A 20458-nucleotide genomic window follows, 5' to 3' on the forward strand; every position below is an offset into this window, starting at 1 on the left:
CTCATTTTCGAGAGACCTCGACCTCTATCCCGGCAACGACGCGCCAACCACCTCTACACCCTCATCTGTGAAGAGCCACTTAGATGACCGAAATCGCTCCGCCATCTCGGTGACTATCATGGAAAAGGCGCCGCTAGAAGCGGTGACGTTCGCCATCCAGTTTGACAATCGACAGCCGCCGCCGCCGCCACCCGCCCCTCCAGGCAGAAATTGGTGTCACGACTGCTGCTGCCGCCGCTGGCTGGCCGCCGCTTTTTTCAGTAATCGCTGCTGCCCCCGCTGTTGTGACAACCTCCACGGCGGCTCCTGTAGATCTCAAGACATGGGCACATGCGCGAACGGTGTCATCGGGTTGGCGTCGCAGGAAGAGAACCCGAAAATTGTGGGCAGAACATCCTCACCATTTCGATCCAGTCCGAGGTGGCACTTTCGCTGATGGGGATTTCACCCGTTTGAACGTATTTGCACGCACTGGTGCCCATATAGACGGCTATTCCGACCATAAGTCCGCGATCTGCATCCGGCACAGAGTCTTCAATTTTGCTACATGCCAACTTCACATAGGCCTCGACGGACCCCGGAATTAATTGTTGGTAGTAATAGTCGAACAAATGATCAATCTCAACAGCTTGAAATCCTGCCGCCTCGGGATATGCGTCCTTGATCCGTTGCGCCTCGCGGCGGGCCTCAGCCAGCTTCGGGTTCGGCCCGCGGAATCCGCAGGTTGTGTCTTGTAGTGACGGCTGTGGCGCCGAACCCGAGGTAGATTCAAGCGGAACCGTCGACGAACCACCGCTACAAGCTCCTGCGGCAACAACTAGAAACAGGGAAGCGGTAGCCACGCGGATAACCGGCCGTCCGTCCATCAAAATGGAGCTTCGTAACTCGTGACGGACACTGCCGATTCCGATGCGGCCCAGCACGTTCACCAACCGGCAGCGCCCGAACGACGTGCCTTTCATGTAAGCCTCCCAGGCAATCGGCGGTCAGGCCACGATACGCCCCCGCTGCATCCGCGGCTGTGCTCGATGATGTGGGTGTGCCGCGGTTGATCGCTCCCGCCATGGCGTCGGGTTCACGGTGGAGGCGGGGCGGTGTGGCGTAACCATCCGCCGTTCGGGGTGAAGCGCAGGACGTCGATGTTCGTGGTGACGATCAGGACATCGATGTCGTCGGGCAGTCGCAGCGCGGCGGCAGGGACTTCGCCCGGCGTCTCCCGCAGGGTGTGGATCAGGCCCGCGGCGGGGCCGTCGAGGCTGGCCATGAGGACCAGGACGTGGATCCCGGCGCGGCCGGCCAGCGACTGTCGGGCGTTCGTGGACTGCTCGGAATCCAGCCAGTCCTGCAGGAAGGCGGTGACGTCGTAGTCGAGGTCGAGAGTGCGCGCTTGCCCGCTGATGGTGCCAGACAGCAGGATCCCCGGCCCCAATGGGCTGTCCGGCACTACAGCGCAATTAGAGTAGAAGCCAAGCGCTTTCGCGTACTTGGGGAAGTTCTCGTGGTCGGCGAGCGAGTTGATGATCCCGCGGGATTCGAGGTCCTCGATCAGCTGGGTCGACGTCGCGATCAACGTCTTCACCTCGGGGGTCTTGGGGTTGCCGCCGTATGCGCCGGCCGCGCGCGAGACGTCCACCGACACCGCCCACAGGTAGCGGAAACTATATTTGGGGATGTACCGCTGCGGCAGTGCCTCGTAGAGGTCGATGAATCGGCGCAACGCTTGGCTGGTCAGTTCCTTGACCTCGACGACGTGGCGCCGTGACCTGAAGTCGGGGATGGCTCCGCCGGCGACCGCCTCGTCCTGGTCGCAGACGCGGGTGAGGTCCGGATCGTCGAGCGCGGTGGAGGCCAACAGCTGTGCCCGCACCTCGCTCGGCTTGAGTCGGCAGCCGCGATGGCCGCACGGGGCGGGCGTGGTGTCGTCGACCTTCTTCACCGCAGCCTCACTCAGTTGCGCATGTTGGCGAAGGGGCGCAACCCGTGGTGGGCGCGGAACCGGGCGATCATCTCGGTCTCCATCGCGGCTGCCTCTTCGTCGTCGGTGACGCGCCAGCCTACGAGGAGGTCGGCGTGGTCAGCGAGTTGCCAGATCCGGCGGCCCCCGGAATGGCCGATCGGCTCGCCGGCACCAAACCGACGGAACTCGTCGAGCCGCTTGTACAGCCCACGCCCTTGGCCGGCTCCGTGATTGGCCTTGCCGATGTAGACCACGCGGGTGCCGGACACCCACAGCTGCTCCAGCTCGGCCACGGGCACGGTGGGGTCCTTGCCCTTGAAGTGTCCTGCCGGCGAGACGTCGAGGAACGTTGGCGGGTCGTCGGTGGGTCGCACTATGACGTACACACCCGGCCCGGTCGGGACGCCGGCGGTGGGCAGCGCGGCGAACGGCACCCACCCAGCGAAGTCGTCGAGGTCAATCGACTCGGTCCTCATCGGCTCACGCGTCCCGCTCCGTGATCTCTATCATTGCGGCGCAACCCGTTCGGGAGCCTTGTTCCGTTCACACCGTGATTATCCTTGGACGGGACGGTTCGATGATGGGATTTCTGACTGTGGACTTAAACGTGCGGTCCTGCACAGCCGTATCGTTCCAATTTCCGCCACTTGGATGAGAAAAACGGCTGCGCCATCTCCGTGAGAAACACGCAAAGGCGCAGCTAGAGGCGTCGACTTTCGCCATCCAGTTTGAGAATCGACAACCTGGCCACCACAGGTGACGGTCGCCAGACGTCTTCCGATCACTTCCCATGTCGGCAGCGCACGTTCGCATTGGAAGTCGGAATCGATTGCGCTTCAGCGTAAGTCTTTGATCATTGCGAGCCCGAGCGGGCCGTTGCCTTGGCCGACGACGCGGAACCCGTTGCGTTCGTAGAGGTGTTTGGCGGGATTGCGGATGTGGACGTTGGTCACATCGCGTTGTGGTCTCTTGCAAGGGTGGTGAAGAGCGCGTCGAGCAGCACGGCACCGATGCCGGCCCCGCGGTACCCTGGTGCCACTGCGATGCACAGTTCGGGCAGGGGCGTCCCCGCGGCGTCGCAGTGCAGTGGTGGGTTGCCGTAGTAGGTCCACACGGCACCGACGGGTGTGCCCGTGTGATCGGCGGCAATAATCGGCGCCACCCCGTCAGGGGGGAGCATCTCCAGCACTTCGTCGTCATCGGGGTGGGGAAGAGGCCTGTCTTCGATGACGCAGGCGTGACGAGCCATCTCGACGATGAAAGAGGCATCTTCCGTCGTCGCCGCACGAAGCACGATTTGCTGAGGTGTCATCGCCGGAAGTGTGGCAGATGGCGTGTGCGCGACACACCTGGTTTTCGCAGCCGCAGCGCTGGCGCCATCCTCGCCACCGAGTTGGCTGCTTGCCGCCTTTGAACCCTGTGCGATCGCACTCCGTGCCAGGCTTCGGTAAGGCGCTACCGCTGGCGGCGGCGAGTTGTGGTCGACAGACGTCTGCCGTCTGCCATCTGGTGGCGCTGCGCACGGCAACCAGTCCACCCGCTGCTGGGTAAGCGGCATCTAGCCAGGTGGCGCGGGCCAGGAAGACAGCGCTTCTGCTGAGCCGCGGGATCAGGCAAAGTGCGGCGGCTCTGTTGCTGGCCGTCAATAGCACATACGATCCCGGTGTGGGCGCATCGAAGGCTGGCGCATCGGTATTGCTGCTTCTGGCAGTGGGACCTCTATTACTGCTTGCTCCTTGGTGGCCCCTACCGTCACTCTTATTGGCTCCGCTGGTTGCCCTCGCGGCGGTCTACTTGGCGTTCATCTTCGCGCTGGGCTGTAAATGGTGGGCCAAGCGCCAACGAGAACAGACAGTGTCAGCATCCGCATCCGCGTCCGAATCGCGTGCGCATTGGCAGGCCGGCCGCTGGGACATCGACCCGCGTCACGCTTACCTAGCCAATGTCGGTGACGCCACCGCTTACGACGTGAGTGTCACGCTGTCCGACAAGGTGGTTTGCACGGCTGAGACAGTTCCGCCGTTCAGCGCCGAGCGGCTGTCTTCGTCGTCGGGACTGCCGTGCTACGTGAACCTTTCTGTCCGTCAGCGATTCGGTGCTTCGCTCGCCATGACGATGGGTCGTCGCGGAAGCGGCAACGCCGTCACGGAAGCGTCCGCGGTTGAGGTGCAGGTCAGATGGCGTGCGGCATCTGGTGAGTGGCACAACCAAAGCGCAGCGATCTGCTAGTGCGGGCCTGCACGGCATCCGTGGGCTGGCGCACCGCTGCGCGAAGTTTGCGATGCAATCGCAGGAATGTGTCGGTGCGGGAGCCGTCAGATAGACAGATCGAGCGCGTCGAATCTGTGGTGAGCCCAGAGTCGGCGCGACGATTCCTCCGGGTAGGGGCGATCGGTCGGGCGCTGTAGATGCGTGTAGTGCGGGTGCCTGACGGCTCACAGGGGGGGGGCCACCTGGGCGCACCGTGGCTGGCGAAGTCCCACCCAATCCGTCCGCATGGTGTGTGAGAGCTGCTCGTATTCGTCTGCCGTGCCGGGAAGGGCTGACGGATGGCTGGTGATGTCGTCGCGCGTGAGTGTGCCGAAGACGAGCAGCATGTCCAGGCTGTGACACCTTCGTCGCTGATATGGCTAAGTCTTTTCGGAAGCGAGCCGGGGGACACATCGCCGTGGGTACCTCATGGCGCGGAACTCTTCGCTTGGGACGGCGGAGCCCGCCGGTGAGAGAATGGAGGTCGGCGCGCGATGGCGACCCTGGCGGCGTCCACCCACGCATCGGGGCTCACCGATAATCTGCAGGTGTGCGGATGAGTTCAGCGGACTGCGACCGTGTCTTTGAGGCGGTTGCCGCCGAGCGCCGCGAGATCGCCGCATTGGTTGAGAGTCTGGACGCCGGGCAGCTGGCCATACCTAGCCTTTGCGCGGGCTGGGATGTCAAAACTGTTGCAGCACACCTGGTCAGTGACTTTGCTGACGGATTTTGGGGCTTCCTGGCCAGCGGTGTACGACATCGCAGCGGAGATCGCGGGATTGATGCCCTCGCCCGACGCCGCGCAATGGCATCTGCGGCCGACATCGCGGACGCTCTTCGCTGTGGTGCCGATTATCGGCTTAGCCCACCGATCACCGGTCCGGTAGCTGGCTTGACCGATGTGTTGGTCCACGGTTGCGATATGCGGATCCCGCTGGCCGTTGTGCACCGCCCAAACCCAGAACTTGTCGCGCTAGTGCTCGATTTCCTCACTGGCCGAACCCAACTCGGGTTCTTCCCGCGCGGAAGACTACGCGGTATCGCACTCTTTGATGAAGACACGGGGCGAGAGTGGGGGACCGGTGACGCGCTTGTCGGGTCCGCAGAGGCATTGATGCTGGCTGCCTGCGGACGTACCGTCGCGCTCGATCACCTCGCTGGCCCCGCAGTACCCGTATTGCGCGCCAGGCTTCGGTAAACGCCCTCGTCAGGCCCGGCGATGAGATGGGCACCGTACTAATGGCGACCACCGGAAGTGACGTGGGAGTCTATGCGTATGGCTGGCGGGAACCTCATGCACTGGGTACAGCAGCTCGACGAGCTCGAACAGGTCGTCAAGAACTTGGCCGACGCGATGCGGCTTCACCCGCGGCAGGATGAGTGGATCGCCGGTGACCCGTCACAGGCGTTGCGGGAAACCACGCCGGGGGACTATCTGCGTGACCTCCCCCGTCTGAACACCGCCGACGACCCGGAGCTGCAACGAGCATCGTTGGCACTCGCACTCGCCATCCGTGCCGTCACCGGTCGTCGGCAGCGCTGGACGGCACGAGAACTCGTGCCGGCCCTCGATGCGATCTGCGCCGGGATCGCGCCGATGCGTGCGGCCCTCACCGCACCGGCGGCCACGCCGGCGACGTTGGAATCCATTGTTGCGGAACTGCGCAGTGAGTTCACGCTGTCCTTGGCGGTGATGCTCAGCGGGCAGTACGCCGTGGTCACCAAGCTCTACGAGTGGTACTCCGCGGCGTCTGGTGTTCCTGGAGACGCCTACCTCGATGTCCGACGATTCGAGATCGTCGACCAGGCCGGGCCAGGCTGCATCCCCATGCGCGATCTCGAAATTGCCACGCACGGCGGGGTCACGATGCTGACACCGCAGACCGGGTTCGTGAGCTTCGACCGGTTCTCGCCAGTCCAGCAGCTGCTCTACGGCCAGTGGTTCGCCTACATGCACTCGCTGTGGGATGAGCAATACCGTGGGCGCGTGGCCGCCGCGCACGGCACCGCACCGGATGGCAGTCCCTGGGACTCGCGAGACATCCGCGTGCCGATCTTCGGAGACATCCGCCGAATCCGCAACGACTACATCCACAACAAGGGAATCGTCGACGAAGCGAGCGAGACAGAAGTCCTTACATGGTTCACCGAGGGCAAGGCCGCGGCGATCACGCCCGAACAGATGATGTCGTTGCTCACCATGTTCCCTGAATCAGACCTACTCGAGAAACCCACGCCAGCAGCGAAGCACAGTCGCAAACCCTTACCTTGGAGCGCCGAACCGAACGTCATCGAACACGTGCAGCAACGAGCACGCCAACTCGGGCTCAATCGGAAGGCCCGCAAGGACATCGGCGCCGCGGCACTGGATCTGTGGCTGGCGGCCAACCCAGTTCCCACAGCTGACGACTGAGACCACGACCCGTATCTCGACTTTTCAGAGCCAAACGAACCCGCATGCCGCGCCATCACGGCCGGGGGCCGGCCTGCGGCGGTGCTTGAGAACCCGCCGCACACGCGGCCAGGGGAGGACGCGATGCATGGTCCTGCATCACCGTACCGTTCCAACTTCTGCCACTTGGATGAGAAAAATGACTGTGCCATCGCAATGAGAAACCTGTGTAGGCGCAGCTAGAGTCAGTGGCATGTGCCGTCCAGTCTGAGAATCGACACCTGCCCGCAGATGTGTCGATTGTCAAAGTGGATTTCATTTCGTCATTTGACATGACGCAAGTGTCACTTAGATGACGAAACCTTAGCCGCCCTCCGTATCGCCCCAGGGTAGCTGTGGAGGCGTCACTTCGTGATTGGCGTTGATTTGGCCGCCACTTGTCTCCGTCGTCTATTGATGGATCAGGCGCGTAAGCGGGGCTGTCGGCGGCGGCTGTAGGTTCTCATGCCTGATGTCATCTTCGCATCCGCAAAGTCATGTGGATGCCATTTCTCGAACCAGCTCGCATCGACCCCCGCGCCGGCTACCGGTTCTCGCCAAAGAGGGCGTATCGACAAAGTGTACTATGTAGTACAGTATGCAACTGCCGAACTCGGGCTGACTTTGACCAATCGGCGACACGAAGTCGCCGAAACGATGTACTGAGCAGCCGGCCACCACTGATTTGGATACGTACCTGTCCGCCCATTTCGCCTGGGGCACAGCAAGGAAGGTTCCCCACATCGTCTCGTTGACTGCGGTAGCGATCGTCTCAGTCGTCGCCTTGCTTGCGCCGCTCAGCGTGAGGGTGTTCCGGCTCGCCGTGCCGGCGATCGTGCTCGAAATTCTTCTCGGCGTCATCCTGGGGCCACAGGTACTCGGCTGGTTGCACATGGACGCTGCGCTGCAGGTGATGTCGACGATTGGCCTGAGTTTCCTGCTGTTGCTCGCTGGGCTGGAAATCGACGTACGTCTTTTGCGAGGGGCGCTGCTGCGCCGCGCTGCCGGGGCGTTCGCGGTGTCGTTCGCTCTTGCGGTGGGAGTGGGTGTCAGCCTCGGGATGTTGGGCCTCGCTCGATCACCGGTGCTGATGGCCCTGATCCTCTCGGCAACCGGGCTCGGCATCATACTTCCGGTCCTCAAGGACGCGGGGATCGTGGAAACCCGAGCGGGGCAAGTCATCGTGGCTGGTGCATCGATTGCCGAGGTCGTACCCATAGTGCTTCTTTCCCTGTTGTTTTCCGAAGACACATCAGTCGGGCTCGGGGCCAGGTTGACGCTGCTGGCGGCGTTTCTCGGCTTCACGGGTGTCGTCATCACGGTCGTTCTCGGCCTGGAGCGTGCCCGTACCTTGTGCAAGACGATGCTCGACCTGCAGGACACCACCGCCGAGATTCGAGTCCGCGGAACGATGGCCCTACTCTTGGTATTTGCTTCTCTCGCGACAGCGTTCGGACTCGAGTCGATCCTGGGAGCGTTCCTCGCCGGGACGGCTCTGACGCTCCTCGACCGCGATGACGACATGACCCACACCCAGTTCTATACCAAGCTGCATGCGGTCGGATTCGGTGTATTCATCCCGTTCTTCTTCGTCGCAACCGGGGTGTCACTCGACATTCGCGCACTTGTCGACCACGCCTCCTCCTTGGCCAAGATCCCTGTCTTCCTTGCTGCCCTCCTGATCGTGCGAGCGTTGCCGGCCATCGTCTACCGTCCGTTACTCGCCGGTGGCCGCGACGTTCTGGCCGCGGGCCTACTGCAGGCCACGTCGCTGAGCATTCCGGTGGTGGCCGGGGGCATCGGCGTGGAGCTGGGCCTGCTGGAACCGGCCAATTACGCCGCGCTGGTCGCCGCCGGCTTGTTGTCAGTCATCGTGTTTCCCCGACTGGCTGTCTTCCTACTGGCGCGGGGCGCTGAAGCATCCGCTCCGGGCGTGCGCGCAGACGGCAGCCTCAGTGGCGATGACCGACCGCGTCCTGGCCCGTGAAGACTGTCCGGACGACTTCGAACTTGGGTCGGCCGAGCGCGGAATGACCACACTCACGGCGGCGTCGCAGGTCGCGACCACGGCAGCGATTCTCGCCTATCTCATGTGGAGCAACGTCGGTCCGCAGCGAGCCAGAGGGCGTTCCGGAAGACCGGTCCGGGCCGCGGTCGCCTTCGCCGTCTTCGTGGGCTGCAATGCGTCGATTCAAAACGGGAACACCCGCATCTTGCTGGTGCTGGTGCTGTGCGCTCCCATCGCAGTGGTGGTGAGGCACCTCCGCAGGGAAACCCTATGCGGTCATGGATCGGGTTGCGGCCGGTCGTGATCCTGGTCGGGCGTGGTCGTCCATCCGCGGAAGGTGTCGAGGAGGCGCTCGCGGAAGCCCTCGTCGAGTTGATCGGACGGAACCCGCCCCAAGGTGCTGATCGTCGACCGGAACTGATCGAGGTAGTTGACGCAGCCATCACATTCCAGCAGGTGTGCGTCGAACCTGGCTCGGACGTCGGGATCGAGCGCACCGTCGAGGTAGTCGGTCACCAGTTCCACGAGTTGCTCGCAGATGATCTCGTCGGCGTTCATGCGGTCGTCCCAAGGTAGTTTTCCAGCTCTTGGCGAACCACGGCTCTGCCGCGATGTAGTAGCACCCGCTGGTTGGCCGCGCTGATGTCCAACAATTGGCATACCTCCTGGGAACTGAACCCCTGTACGTCACGCAGAGTGACCACCTCACGTTGGCGCGCCGGCAAGCGCTGCAGTCCCGCGGTGGCGACCTGTGTGAGTTCCCCGCTGAGCAGCGACCCCTCGGGCGTGTCCGGGAACGGGGCGGGTGGTTCCTTCCAATGACCGGGCAGGGGATCGCCCGCGTCGCGGAACCGGTCCGGATCGACGGTGCCGCCGGTCATGACGCGCACGGCGGTGTCGGTGTATCGGCGTTCAGCGAGGCCGTGTTTCTTGGCGACGTTGATCAAGATGGTGAAGATCCACGTCCGTAGTGAGGCCCGACCCTCGAACTTGTCGATGCCCTTGAAGATCGCGATCCACGTCTCCTGCACAACGTCCTCGGCGAGCTCGTTGCTGGACACGTATCCGCGCGCCACTCGTTGCATCGAGGGCCCGTAAAGGTCGAGGAGCTTGCTGAACGCCTCCGGATCACCATTGCGCAGTCGGTCGGCCAGCGCCGCGGTGCCCACCGGTTCCAGCATGTCGGAATCCCCTCGTCGGCCGTGCGTGAGCGATCGCTACCCGGCCGCCGCGCCATAAGCGCCGAAGTCACCAGTGAATAGCACAGTAGATGGCTCGTGCGGATTGTGTCCGGTATCTGCTCCTGGCTGGGCAACGGAGGGTGACGAGGGGACGTGCCGGGTAGATCGGTCTCGACGCCGTGGTGGTGCGAGGTCCGATGCGAACTGTACCGGGAGGTACACCTGACTGCGTAGAGGTCGCAGTCTTGGCGACTGACCGAGAAGCTATCGTGGACTGATGGCAGCAACGCGGGCGCCCGAGAAGGCGGCAACGGGCGAGAGCCCAAGGCCGTCTTTGTCCCCGCGGGGGCTGCGCAGCCGTGCAGCGATTGTCGACGCGGCTGCGACCATGATGCGTCAAAGTGGCGTGGCGTCGACCAGCCTCGATGACGTGCTGGCGGCCGCGGGCTGCGGCAAGTCGCAGCTGTACCACTACTTCGACGACAGGGCCGACCTCATTCGGGCGGTCATCGACCGTCAGGTCGAACTCATCTTGGCGGCGCAACCAGCGATACACCACGCCGACTCCTGGGCGGGCCTGAAGCGGTGGTCTGAGCAGGTGATGGAGAGCCATCGTGTCCTGGATGGGCCGTTCGCGTGCCCGCTCGGATCGATGGCCGCCGAACTGAAGAACGATCCCGCTTATCTTCCACATTTGGACGCCGCCTTCCGGCGCTGGGAGGAGCCGCTGGCACGCGGCTTGGAAGTCATGCGCGAGCGAGGTCAGCTCACACGGCAGTCAGATCCCGATAGATTGGCCCAATCGATCGTCGCGGCCGTGCAGGGTGGGTTGATGATGGCCCAAATCCACGACGATGGCACGGTTTTCGAGGATGCGGTGGAGAACGCGCTGCTGTCTCTGCGTCGCAGGGCAACACCGCGGCGACGGACGGTCGCGGCGAAGAGCTGACCGAGTCGGGTCGTGGGCACGTTGACCAGATCCTGGCTCAGACCTGGTAACGCCGCAGCGCCGCCACCGCGTCTTCGAGCACGTCGCGCATGATCTCGATCCGGCCGTGGACAGAGGCGAGGAGGTATCCGCCTTGCAGAGCCGCGAGAAGGCTGGCGGCAAGGCGGTCTGGATTGGCGTCGGAATCCATCTCGCCGCAAGTCTGAATCCGGCGTAAGCCTGCGGCCAGATGTCCCTCCCAAGTGCGGAAAGCAGCATCCAACGCAGGTTGGTACTCCGGAGAGTTTCTCAGTTCCGCAGCCAAGGTCCCGAGGGGACAGGCGAACGGGCCATCCTCGGCCGGTTGGGCGTCCACCACGCGCGTCACCCACGTATCGAGTCCGTCCCATGAATTGATCTCCGCGGCGGCAACTTGGCCGTCGAGTAAGGCCGCCAGTTCCCGGTCTATGACCGCTCGGACCAGTTCAGTTTTATCGCGAAAATGGCGATCAAGCTCTCGGACCTCTGCGCCAGATGCGTGGGAGACATCACCGATCGACGTAGCGGCGACGCCGCGGTGGTACATCATCGAGGCGGCAGCATTGACGATCGCCGCACGTGCATGCCGGTGATGTTGTGTGCCCGAAGTGTTGCAGACAGTCCCCGGGGTCGAGCATTCGTTCATCAGAACTCTCCAATCGTCTTTCGTTTGGAACCTCGCCACCCCACGGCACTGTGACTGGTTGGCGTTCGGTCGTAATGCCACAGGCGCCTTCTCGGCGGCTGTATGACTGCTATCCCACAGCCCGGGGCAGTGATGTCCGCGTGACATCTGTTGTACTCACCGGTACAGTTTCATCGCACTGGTGGCGGTTGAGTCTTGCTCCTTCGAGTGGGTCGCCCGATCAGTCCGGCTCGGCTGCATGGGCGCCGCGCGATGATCAGACGTAGGGGAGTGTCGGTGTGGGTAGCTTCCGTTACACGTCGGGTCGGAATGCATCCCCAGCTCCCAAAAGTCGATCGGTCGACGCCGTCGTGTAACGCCACGCCCGACCGGAAGCACTCATGATCTGGAGACGGCCTACTCAACGATAGAAGGAAGGCCAATGTCATTGGAAAATGCCATATCTCGCCTGTATTGTTCACCCATCGCCTCTCGGGTGGCCCCGGCCGGGGAAGTTGCGGTGCGGTACGCACTCGTGTTCGTCATCGCGTGGATCGGCGCACTGAAGTTCACCACCTATGAGGCCAATGCCATCCAACCGCTGGTCGCGAGCAGCCCCCTGATGAGCTGGGTGTACGACATCTTCTCGGTGACGACCTTCTCGGCAGTGCTGGGTGTCGTCGAACTGGCGACTGCCGCGCTTATTGCCGTTAAGCCATGGGCGCCCAGGGCATCCATTGTGGGCAGTGTGATGGCAATCGGGATGTTCGTCGTAACGCTCAGCTTCATGTTCACCACTCCCGGAGTGATGGCGCTCGAAGCCGGCGGGTTCCCGGTGCTGTCCATGGTGGGCAACTTCTTGGTGAAGGACGTCGTCCTCCTCGCAGTGGCGCTGTGGACTCTCGGTGACGCCGTGCGGACGCTGCGCGCGGAACCGCTGGGTCAATGACAGTCCGCCGCGTTCTGACCCAAGGCCTTCTGTCTGGTCGCCATCCCGGGGACAAACTGTTCTGTGTAGTACATTTCACTCGCAATCGTCCTCAGCCGAGGGAGGCACATGAGCACCTCAGCCCGAACGGTCTTCCGCGGCAGTAGCGGCGAATTGACCGGCAAGTTGGAGATGCCGATCGGCGATCCGAAAGCCTGGGCGCTGTTCGCGCACTGCTTCACCTGCGGCAAGGATAACGCTGCAGCAGGCCGGATCTCGCGTGCCTTGGCGGCGCAGGGGATCGCGGTACTGCGGTTCGACTTCACCGGCCTGGGGGAGTCCGAGGGTGAGTTCGCCGCGACCGGCTTCAGTTCCAACGTCGAAGATTTGGTGCATGCCGCAGACCATCTCCGCGACCAATTCAGTGCCCCAGCCGTGCTGATCGGGCATTCGCTGGGCGGGGCGGCAGTCTTGGCAGCCGCATCTCGAATTCCCGAGGTTCGCGCGGTCGTCACCATCGGTGCACCGGCTGACCCCTTCCACGTCGTCGGATTGCTGGGCGACGCGCTACCCGGCGTCGAAGCGGGCGAGGCCACGGTATCGATCGGGGGTCGACCGTTTCGGGTGCGTCGCGAATTTCTCGACGACATCGCGATGCAACCGCAGTGCGAGCGCATCGCCGCCCTCGACACTGCGCTACTCGTCATGCATTCCCCGCTCGACGAGGTGGTGTCGGTGAACAACGCGCGGATCATCTTCGACACCGCGCGGCACCCGAAATCGTTCATCACTCTCGACGGCGCCGACCACCTTCTCAGCAATCGGGCCGACGCGGGGTACACGGCGAGCGTCCTTGCCGCTTGGCTGAGTAGGTACGTGGCGGCACCTACGGCGACCCGCGACCTGAACACCGATGACTTGGCCGACGGTGCCGTGCGGGTCGCCGAAAGCGGACCCGGCAGACTCACCCAGCAGATCGGTACGCGCCGGCATCGACTGACCGCGGACGAACCCCGACCCATCGGCGATGACGCCGGCCCAACACCGTACGACCTTCTCCTGGCCGCGCTCGGCGCCTGCACGTCGATGACGGTGCGGATGTACGCCGATCGGAAGCAGTGGCCGCTCGAACGCATCGTCGTCGATTCGCGCCACTCCCGCGTCCACGCCAAGGATTGCGCCGAATGTGAGACCGCCACGGGGATGGTCGACCGGATCGAACGCGACATCACCCTCATCGGCCCGCTCGACGGCGACCAACGTGCCAAGCTGCTCGACATCGCCGACCGGTGCCCGGTGCATCGCACCCTTCGCTCCGAAGTGTCCATTCATACCGCTGACGCACGAGCCGACCGAGACAGAGGCTGACATGACTGAAGATTCAGAATTCGACGTAGTCGTGATCGGTGGCGGGCCTGGCGGCGCGTCAGCGGCGCAATACCTCATCGCCGAAGGGCTCGAGGTGGCCCTGGTGGAGGAGCGCCTCATCGGCGGTGAATGCCACTACTGGGCATGTAATCCGACCAAGACGCTACTGCGCCCGATCGAAGTACTGGCCCTGGCGAAGGCCGTCCCCGGCGTCCGGGAAGCTGTGGGGTCGGGGCAGCTCGACGTCGCTGCCGTCTTCGCCAAACGCGACGCCATCGTCGATCATCTCAACGATGAGGGTGTCACCGCCGCTCTGCAGCAAAGCGGCCTCACGGTGTTGCACGCCCACGGCCGGCTCGCAGGCCCCCGCGTGGTCACCGTCACCCACCCCGGCGGCCGCGAGGAGACTGTCCGCGCGCGGCAGGCGGTCGTGCTCGCCACCGGTACCCGCCCCGCCATCCCCGACGTACCAGGGCTGGCCGACGCGCGCCCCTGGACCAACCGCGACCTGGCGGCCATGACGCACGTACCGCCACGGACCCTGATCATCGGCGGCGGCGTCGTCGCCGTCGAGTTCGCCACCATCCTGGCCGGTCTGGGCTCCAAGGTGACGCTGCTCGCGCGGGGCCGGACCCTGCTGCGCAACTCCGAGACCGTCGCCAGCGAGATGGTCACCGAGTCGTTGCGACGCAACGGAGTTGACCTTCGCTTTGAAGCTCACCCATCCGGAGTGGTCCGATCCGTCGCGGGCGGCACGGTCTCCGCCACCGTCGGGGACGAGACCATCGAGATCGACGAGGTCGTCGTCGCCGCAGGACGGGTGGTCAACACCGATTCCCTCGGCTTGGAATCCGTGGGGCTGCGTAGCGGAGAGTTCGTGCCCGTCGACGACCATCTGCAGGCACTCGGAGTCGACGGCACCTGGCTGTACGCGATGGGTGACACCACCGGACGCGCGCTCTTATCGCACCTGTCGCAATACCACGCAGTCGTCGTCGCCGATATCATCGCCGCCCGCGCACAAGGCCGTCGGCTCGGCGCCGATGAACTCATCGCCCGCGACCCACACAACCTGCCCCAGGTCATCTACACCGACCCCCAGGTCGTCGAGGTGGGACGAACCGAAAGTCAGGCGCGCGCCGACGGATTCACGGTCACGACGACCACCGCGCGGTACCCGGAGTCCGTGCCCGACCTCGCCATCTTCCGCGACGGCTTCGACGCCTGGGCGAAACTGGTCATCGACGCCGACACGGACACCCTGCTCGGCGCGACGTTCGTCGGACCCGAGTTCGCCGAACTCGCCCAAGCGGCCACCCTCGCCATCGTCGCCAAGGTACCAGTCGAGACACTCCGCCACGTCGTGGCACCGCACCCGTCGATCAACCAGATCTGGAACCCGCTCCTCGCCCGACGAAGGGGTCATTCAGGTGGCCCGACCAGCTGACCCTGAAAGGGAGAGCCGCTGTCGAGACTGGATTTTGGAATACACCGTACTCAGTGTCAGCGCACACAGAGACGCGCGTGACACGCGAAGGAGCTTGCTATGGCAGTGATCAACAGCGGATTCGGTAACCGTCGCGGCGCCGGCGACTCACGGTTGCCACCGGGCCAGACGCTCGTCGACGACTGGCCGGTCCTGACGGCCGGCCTGACACCCGATATCGGGGCGCACGAGTGGACGTTCACCATCACGACCGAGACGGGCACCGAGCACGGATGGGATTGGAACGCGCTCCAGAACGTGGGCGTGGAGGACATCGTCACCAACATTCACTGCGTCACCCACTGGTCCAAGCTTGACATGGCCTGGCGCGGGGTCTCTTTGGATCGGCTGTTCGAGGACGTCGAGACCTCCTGCGACTACGTCCTGGTCCGAAGCCACGGCGGTTACACCACCAATCTGCCCCTCGACGATCTGCTCGAAGGCCAGGCGTGGATCGCCACCGAGGCAGAGGGTGAGCCCTTGACTCCTGAGCACGGGGGGCCGGCGCGTCTTCTCGTGCCCCATCTGTACTTCTGGAAGAGCGCCAAGTGGGTCCGCGAGATACGGATGATGCCGAGCGACGAGCCCGGGTTCTGGGAACAGAACGGATACCATCTCCGTGGTGATCCGTGGCGGGAGGAACGCTACTGGTGACGTCTCCGATCCGCGCGAGCTGGCATGTCGGACGCGTCGTCAGCCGCCGTCGAGAGACCGCATCGGCGGTCCGAATCGAGCTGGACGTGCCGACCTGGCCGGGAAACCATGCCGGTTCCCACCTCGACGTCCGCCTCACCGCCCCGGACGGCTATCAGGCGGTCCGGTCCTACTCGGTCGCGTCGCCGGGCGAGACGACACGAGTCATCCTGGCGATCGACGAACTCCCCGCGGGTGAAGTCTCGCCCTACCTCGTGCACCAGCTCGCAGAGGGCGACGAGCTCGAGGTGCACGGCCCACTGGGACGATACTTCGTCTGGATCCCATCAGAACCCGACCGTTCCCCGGTTCAGCTCATCGCCGGTGGATCCGGCGTGGTCCCGCTGTTCGCGATGGCCATGGCACGTGAGCACGAGGCGAACCACGCCGAGTTCCGACTGCTGTACTCGGTCCGGGCGCCCGAGGACGTGCTCTTCGCCGAGGAGCTCTCGGCGCTCTCACAGACCACCATCGACATCGTGCACACACGAAGATGCCCTCCGGGATCACTGCGTCCCCCCGGGCGACTGACTCGAGAGTCGTTGGCCGGTTTTGTCTTTCCCGCCACGGCGGCACCGCGCATCTTCCTCTGCGGCCCTACACCGTTCGTCGAGACGATCGCCGGTTGGCTTCTCCAACTAGGCCATGACCCCGGACGAATACGCACGGAACGCTTCGGAGGCAGTGGATGACCCACCTCGACGGAAACGCGCTTGCCGGACTCTTCGCCGACACTCTCGGCATCGAGATCACCGCCGCCATTGGACGATGCAGAAGCTGTCATCTCGTATTCGAACTGGCGCGCGCCCACGCCTTCGTGACCGCCATCGGGTCGGTCCTGCGATGCGAGCATTGCCAGGGCGTGCTCGCCGTCATAGTCCAAAAGCCGCATGAAGTACTCGTCAACCTCTCGGGGCTGGCACACGTCTCAATCCCAGGGCCATGACCCGAAGTCGCGTCGCTGTCCAGTGCCTATTGGGCAAGAGGGCGGCGATTTGACCAGGCTTCCGAACCGTCGGTGAAGTCTGCCAGCTGTGCGCGGAGTCGAACGCGGCTCCGCGACAGGCGGGACATGACCGTGCCAACTGGAATCCCCAAGAGGATCGCAGTGTCGGCACAGGTGAGATCCTCGACGCCAACGTAGTACAGCACCTTCTGGAAGCCCTCCGGCAGCGATCGGAATGCTTCTTCTATTCGATGGTCGGACAGACCGTCCATGGCTTCGTCTTCTGCCGAACGCTCGAACCGATTCGAACGAGAAGCAAAGCCAGCGATACCGTCATCGGTAATCGCGTCGACGCAAAAGGTTTCTGGACGACGTTGTTTCATCCGGTGGACGCTGATCCATCGGTTGTGCATTATCCGATACAGCCACGCTCTCAGATTGGTGCCAGGCTGGAAACGGTCGAATCCGAGAAATGCGTTCATCATGGTGTCCTGGATCAGATCCTCGGCATCAGCCTCCCGGCGTGTAAGTCGCCGGGCGGTGCAGAGGAGGGCGGCGCGGTACGGCATCGCTTCACGTTCGAACCGCTCGGCCAGTGCCGAGAGTGACTCGGCGGGACACTCGGCTTTGGGCGCAGTTCGAACTGTCGGCGCCGGTTTCGACCGTGCCGCGTCGATGCTCACGTACGACGTCATTTTCGCCTCAGTCCTCTCGTCAGCGGATGTGTGTAGTGCTCGCCCAGTAGGACGAATCGTCGCCGGCAACTCATGGTCAGGCTGTTACGTCGCTGCCAGTGCGCGAACAGCGAATACCGCTGCCTCTAAGGCCATTCCGTTGCTCTTATAGGCGCTGTGCGCTGCACGATCCAGGCCGCCGGGGGAGCAGACTGGGTCGCCGACTGCGCATAGCTGAATCGTCCTGGCCGCGTAGGGATTGCCGATGGTGATGGGCGGTGCGCTGCGTTGGACGAGAGCCAGGAAACCGGCATCTGGTGTGCCGAACAGCGCCACCGCCGCGATGTGGTTGGCCATCGCCGCGGGCATGGGACCGGTGATGCCGGTCGGTAATTCGTAGTCGGCCGGGATCGTGTCGGCGAGGGTGTAGCCGGCCACCGCTGCGCCTTGTGAGTAACCGCCGAGGACGATCTTGGTACTGGGGCAGGTCGCTGCGATGGACTCGACTTTGTTGCGGACGTCGGCGATGCCGTCGGCAGCGTGCTTGAAGTCGAGCGACGCAGGGTAATCCGCCGCATATACGTGGACGGACTTGCCGCTCAGGCGGTCGCTCAAAGCGTCGACGAAGGCTTGCCCGGTCGCACCCACGCCTGGCTGTTCAAACGTCCCGCGAGCGAAAACTATCTGGGCATACGGGCAGGCGAGTTCCGCCTTGGCGAGACCGGTAGCCGAGGTTTGCGGAATGAGCATCGCGACAGCGGAAAGAACAGCGGCGGAGAACCTTCCGCCGGTCCACGGTCGAGTGGCACCGTGCGCAGCGGGACTGATTTTCATGATCGTTCCTTTGCGTAGCAGTCGTGAGGTTCGGGGCGTACCGGCTTGTTGCTGAGAGCATCGATGACGGTTGCAGGCTAGCCATGTCGTGAACTTGAGAGGGCGTGTCTGCTTTCGTCGTGAATCCCCCGTGTTACCAAGCGATGTCGGCATGAACCACCGTGGCGCCTATTTCGGCTCGACCGCCATGCGGAGATCGGACGCTTCCCAATGCGTGTTCACGTCAGCCTTGCATGGATCAGCCGCCTACAGCAATACTGTACTACACAGTACAACTACTGAGTGGCGCGGTTCAGGCCGGCTGACCTCGGCAAAAGGACCCGCCACGACACTTCCGTTCCTGACTCGCTTCGGCGACCCGGGCCATAGACAGGACACTCAACGTGAACGAGATCCCGACGCCCCACAACAACGCCGCACCCTCCTTTGATGGTCTGCGAGCAGTGTTCGTCAACTGCACTTTGAAGAAGTCGCCTGAGCGCAGCCACAGCCAAGGTCTGGCCGATATCAGTAGCGCACTGATGGAAAAGCATGGCGTCGAGGTAGATCAGATTCGCGCCATTGATCATGACATCGCCGCCGGGGTCTACCCGGACATGACAGAGCATGGTTGGGAAACCGATGATTGGCCCGCACTCTACGAACGCATCATCGCCGCCGATATCCTCGTCCTCGTCGGACCGATATGGCTTGGCGACAACAGTTCAGTGATGAAGGCGGTCATCGAACGGCTCTATGGATGCTCGGGATTGCTCAATGACGCTGGGCAATACGCCTATTACGGACGCGTCGCCGGGTGTCTCATCACCGGTAACGAGGACGGTATCAAGCACTGCGCGATGAACCTTCTCTACAGTCTGCAGCACTTGGGCTACGTGATTCCGCCTCAAGCGGATGCGGGGTGGGTGGGCCCTGCAGGGCCGGGTCCCTCCTACCTCGACGAGGGGTCCGGCGGGCCGGACAACGACTTCACCAACCGCAACACCACTTTTATGACCTACAACCTGATGCACATCGCATCGCTACTGCGCACAGCCGGCGGAGTGCCCGCATACGGCAATCAACGCGCCGAGTGGGATGCCGGTTCACGATTCGGATTTGCCAACCCCGAGTACCGGTGACTGCGGGCCCCATATAGGGCATCGAAACCTACTTGCAGACGCCTCGCATGCGGTGAATCGAAGGGAAGGCCCCTCGCTAGCGGCGGCGCTTGCGTATCTATCCCGCTTGTTGGTGAGTATCCGAGGCTGGCCCCGACGGAAGGCCAGGAGTTCAAGAATCCGACCGAGAACCTCAAGGGCTCACAGGTGGGAAAGACGAGCCCTGCAGCGTGCCGCTTGCCACCATCGCCGGCCTGACCGGACTCGGCTTTGACACCCTGGCTCCCGGTGGCCGATCGCTGACGAGCGCGCCCGAGACGGCTATGTCAACTCGAATTGGCGCCGATCGAGGGACTCTCCGATCTTGGTTGCGCCACGGCCTAATCCCTCAGCCCCGCATCGGGAATCCGGATCCAATCGGCGCTGCCGCGTTCATATCTGGAGAAACCTCGTAGCCGGACACATCTAGGCCTCCGATGTGGTGATGGAATCGCGGGAATGTGGCGGTGGGCGCCGTCAGGGAGGGAGATCGAGCACATTGGATGTGTGGTGCGCCCAGCGGCGGCGGGACGATTCCTCCCGAATTCGCGGCGCTCGCTGCAGCAGACCCCCAGACTGTCGGGCTCATCATTGCCGACATCGAACCGCACTCGCGACCGTTCGATCTGCGCGGCTGGGATGCACGCATGAAAGCGGTGGTGAGTGGGGAATACGCCTCGTTGTTCGGGCTGGGCGAGCCATTAGCGCCGGGCACGAAGTGGCGCGTTGTCCACGGTGGCTCCCTGGTTTAGGGCACCGCGCCGATGACTGGCACCACCGTACCGTTTCCAACTTCTGCCACTTGGATGACCACAATCGCTGCGCCATCTCCGTGACTGAATGACAACGACGCAGGTAGGAGTGGCGACAATCGCCATCCACTTTGACGATCGACCTTCCGCGTCAGAGATCGGTAACCAGGACTCGGTTTTAATTCTCCGCATTTTTGCTGGTTCGATCACCGGACCGGA

The 20458-nt window shown here is 63.6% G+C and carries 21 protein-coding genes; 12 read left to right on the forward strand and 9 right to left on the reverse strand.

Features of this window, described 5'->3' with window-relative positions:
• Nucleotides 1–344: 344 nt before the first annotated feature.
• From AWB94_RS34740 to AWB94_RS25075, 4 genes are all read right to left on the reverse strand, one after another.
• Nucleotides 345–962: a hypothetical protein gene (locus tag AWB94_RS34740; protein ID WP_057970367.1), complete on the reverse strand. Its 618-nt coding sequence runs from the start codon at nt 960–962 to the stop codon at nt 345–347.
• Between the two features lie 113 nt (nt 963–1075).
• Nucleotides 1076–1936: a hypothetical protein gene (locus AWB94_RS25065; protein WP_046190095.1), complete on the reverse strand. Its 861-nt coding sequence runs from the start codon at nt 1934–1936 to the stop codon at nt 1076–1078.
• An 11-nt stretch (nt 1937–1947) separates the two neighbouring features.
• Entirely contained in the window at nt 1948–2433 is a 486-nt protein-coding gene (locus AWB94_RS25070; RefSeq protein ID WP_046190094.1) for a hypothetical protein, read from the reverse strand.
• A gap of 473 nt (nt 2434–2906) precedes the next feature.
• A complete protein-coding gene (locus tag AWB94_RS25075) occupies nt 2907–3269 on the reverse strand; it encodes a GNAT family N-acetyltransferase (RefSeq protein WP_046190093.1) in 363 nt (120 codons plus the stop codon).
• Between the two features lie 353 nt (nt 3270–3622).
• Here AWB94_RS25075 and AWB94_RS25080 point away from each other — a divergent pair, with 353 nt between their 5' ends.
• The 4 genes from AWB94_RS25080 (at nt 3623) to AWB94_RS25095 (ending at nt 8625) form a co-directional block, all read left to right on the forward strand.
• On the forward strand, nt 3623–4186 hold the full coding sequence (locus tag AWB94_RS25080; RefSeq protein WP_131701219.1) for a hypothetical protein: 564 nt from the start codon (nt 3623–3625) through the stop codon (nt 4184–4186).
• A 577-nt stretch (nt 4187–4763) separates the two neighbouring features.
• A complete protein-coding gene (locus tag AWB94_RS25085) occupies nt 4764–5405 on the forward strand; it encodes a maleylpyruvate isomerase family mycothiol-dependent enzyme (protein WP_174561140.1) in 642 nt (213 codons plus the stop codon).
• A gap of 78 nt (nt 5406–5483) precedes the next feature.
• Nucleotides 5484–6620, forward strand: a complete 1137-nt coding sequence (locus AWB94_RS25090; RefSeq protein WP_057969522.1) for a hypothetical protein — start codon at nt 5484–5486, stop codon at nt 6618–6620.
• A 703-nt stretch (nt 6621–7323) separates the two neighbouring features.
• A complete protein-coding gene (locus tag AWB94_RS25095) occupies nt 7324–8625 on the forward strand; it encodes a cation:proton antiporter (protein WP_201029563.1) in 1302 nt (433 codons plus the stop codon).
• 297 nt (nt 8626–8922) lie between these two features.
• On the opposite strand, the gene AWB94_RS25105 is transcribed toward AWB94_RS25095, so the two are convergent.
• Nucleotides 8923–9204: an anti-sigma factor family protein gene (locus tag AWB94_RS25105; protein WP_170924377.1), complete on the reverse strand. Its 282-nt coding sequence runs from the start codon at nt 9202–9204 to the stop codon at nt 8923–8925.
• On the reverse strand, nt 9201–9827 hold the full coding sequence (locus AWB94_RS25110) for an RNA polymerase sigma factor (protein ID WP_046190089.1): 627 nt from the start codon (nt 9825–9827) through the stop codon (nt 9201–9203). The genes AWB94_RS25105 and AWB94_RS25110 overlap by 4 nt, the downstream gene beginning before the upstream one ends.
• Before the next feature lie 277 nt (nt 9828–10104).
• Here AWB94_RS25110 and AWB94_RS25115 point away from each other — a divergent pair, with 277 nt between their 5' ends.
• Nucleotides 10105–10776: a TetR/AcrR family transcriptional regulator gene (locus tag AWB94_RS25115; RefSeq protein ID WP_046190088.1), complete on the forward strand. Its 672-nt coding sequence runs from the start codon at nt 10105–10107 to the stop codon at nt 10774–10776.
• A 37-nt stretch (nt 10777–10813) separates the two neighbouring features.
• Here AWB94_RS25115 and AWB94_RS25120 read toward each other — a convergent pair whose 3' ends face one another.
• Nucleotides 10814–11440, reverse strand: a complete 627-nt coding sequence (locus tag AWB94_RS25120; protein ID WP_074324031.1) for a TetR/AcrR family transcriptional regulator — start codon at nt 11438–11440, stop codon at nt 10814–10816.
• 421 nt (nt 11441–11861) lie between these two features.
• On the opposite strand from AWB94_RS25120, the gene AWB94_RS25125 reads away from it, so the two are divergent.
• From AWB94_RS25125 to AWB94_RS25150, 6 genes are all read left to right on the forward strand, one after another.
• Nucleotides 11862–12368: a YkgB family protein gene (locus AWB94_RS25125; protein ID WP_046190087.1), complete on the forward strand. Its 507-nt coding sequence runs from the start codon at nt 11862–11864 to the stop codon at nt 12366–12368.
• A 108-nt stretch (nt 12369–12476) separates the two neighbouring features.
• A complete protein-coding gene (locus tag AWB94_RS25130) occupies nt 12477–13715 on the forward strand; it encodes a bifunctional alpha/beta hydrolase/OsmC family protein (protein WP_046190086.1) in 1239 nt (412 codons plus the stop codon).
• A gap of 1 nt (nt 13716) precedes the next feature.
• Nucleotides 13717–15162, forward strand: a complete 1446-nt coding sequence (locus AWB94_RS25135) for a dihydrolipoyl dehydrogenase family protein (RefSeq protein WP_033717463.1) — start codon at nt 13717–13719, stop codon at nt 15160–15162.
• A gap of 99 nt (nt 15163–15261) precedes the next feature.
• On the forward strand, nt 15262–15855 hold the full coding sequence (locus AWB94_RS25140; protein WP_033717461.1) for a molybdopterin-dependent oxidoreductase: 594 nt from the start codon (nt 15262–15264) through the stop codon (nt 15853–15855).
• A complete protein-coding gene (locus AWB94_RS25145) occupies nt 15852–16586 on the forward strand; it encodes an FAD-binding oxidoreductase (protein WP_046190085.1) in 735 nt (244 codons plus the stop codon). The genes AWB94_RS25140 and AWB94_RS25145 overlap by 4 nt, the downstream gene beginning before the upstream one ends.
• Nucleotides 16583–16840 carry a DUF6510 family protein gene (locus AWB94_RS25150; protein WP_046190084.1) on the forward strand — a complete coding sequence of 86 codons (258 nt, stop codon included), beginning with the start codon at nt 16583–16585 and terminating at the stop codon, nt 16838–16840. Before AWB94_RS25145 ends, AWB94_RS25150 begins: the two co-directional genes overlap by 4 nt.
• A 26-nt stretch (nt 16841–16866) precedes the next feature.
• On the opposite strand, the gene AWB94_RS25155 is transcribed toward AWB94_RS25150, so the two are convergent.
• The gene (locus tag AWB94_RS25155) at nt 16867–17523 is read right to left on the reverse strand and encodes a sigma-70 family RNA polymerase sigma factor (protein ID WP_225345695.1); all 657 of its coding nucleotides are present in this window, start codon (nt 17521–17523) and stop codon (nt 16867–16869) included.
• Nucleotides 17524–17619: 96 nt separating this feature from the next.
• The gene (locus AWB94_RS25160; RefSeq protein WP_046190083.1) at nt 17620–18348 is read right to left on the reverse strand and encodes a cutinase family protein; all 729 of its coding nucleotides are present in this window, start codon (nt 18346–18348) and stop codon (nt 17620–17622) included.
• Nucleotides 18349–18740: 392 nt separating this feature from the next.
• Here AWB94_RS25160 and AWB94_RS25165 point away from each other — a divergent pair, with 392 nt between their 5' ends.
• Nucleotides 18741–19469 (forward strand): flavodoxin family protein, encoded by a 729-nt coding sequence (locus AWB94_RS25165; RefSeq protein ID WP_046190098.1) that lies wholly within the window; start codon nt 18741–18743, stop codon nt 19467–19469.
• The last annotated feature ends 989 nt before the right edge of the window (nt 19470–20458 follow it).

Source organism: Mycolicibacterium canariasense (genome assembly GCF_002101555.1).
Classification (GTDB): Bacteria; Actinomycetota; Actinomycetes; order Mycobacteriales; family Mycobacteriaceae; genus Mycobacterium; species Mycobacterium canariasense.

Excerpts from the sequence above, each read along its gene's own strand:
- AWB94_RS25120 (WP_074324031.1), bottom strand. The coding sequence starts at position 11,440 with ATGAACGAATGCTCGACCCCGGGGACTGTCTGCAACACTTCGGGCACA.
- AWB94_RS25085 (WP_174561140.1), top strand. The coding sequence starts at position 4,764 with ATGAGTTCAGCGGACTGCGACCGTGTCTTTGAGGCGGTTGCCGCCGAG.
- AWB94_RS25160 (WP_046190083.1), bottom strand. The coding sequence starts at position 18,348 with ATGAAAATCAGTCCCGCTGCGCACGGTGCCACTCGACCGTGGACCGGC.
- AWB94_RS34740 (WP_057970367.1), bottom strand. The coding sequence starts at position 962 with ATGAAAGGCACGTCGTTCGGGCGCTGCCGGTTGGTGAACGTGCTGGGC.
- AWB94_RS25130 (WP_046190086.1), top strand. The coding sequence starts at position 12,477 with ATGAGCACCTCAGCCCGAACGGTCTTCCGCGGCAGTAGCGGCGAATTG.
- AWB94_RS25140 (WP_033717461.1), top strand. The coding sequence starts at position 15,262 with ATGGCAGTGATCAACAGCGGATTCGGTAACCGTCGCGGCGCCGGCGAC.
- AWB94_RS25125 (WP_046190087.1), top strand. The coding sequence starts at position 11,862 with ATGTCATTGGAAAATGCCATATCTCGCCTGTATTGTTCACCCATCGCC.
- AWB94_RS25150 (WP_046190084.1), top strand. The coding sequence starts at position 16,583 with ATGACCCACCTCGACGGAAACGCGCTTGCCGGACTCTTCGCCGACACT.
- AWB94_RS25090 (WP_057969522.1), top strand. The coding sequence starts at position 5,484 with ATGGCTGGCGGGAACCTCATGCACTGGGTACAGCAGCTCGACGAGCTC.
- AWB94_RS25115 (WP_046190088.1), top strand. The coding sequence starts at position 10,105 with ATGGCAGCAACGCGGGCGCCCGAGAAGGCGGCAACGGGCGAGAGCCCA.
- AWB94_RS25105 (WP_170924377.1), bottom strand. The coding sequence starts at position 9,204 with ATGAACGCCGACGAGATCATCTGCGAGCAACTCGTGGAACTGGTGACC.
- AWB94_RS25070 (WP_046190094.1), bottom strand. The coding sequence starts at position 2,433 with ATGAGGACCGAGTCGATTGACCTCGACGACTTCGCTGGGTGGGTGCCG.
- AWB94_RS25135 (WP_033717463.1), top strand. The coding sequence starts at position 13,717 with ATGACTGAAGATTCAGAATTCGACGTAGTCGTGATCGGTGGCGGGCCT.
- AWB94_RS25075 (WP_046190093.1), bottom strand. The coding sequence starts at position 3,269 with ATGACACCTCAGCAAATCGTGCTTCGTGCGGCGACGACGGAAGATGCC.
- AWB94_RS25110 (WP_046190089.1), bottom strand. The coding sequence starts at position 9,827 with ATGCTGGAACCGGTGGGCACCGCGGCGCTGGCCGACCGACTGCGCAAT.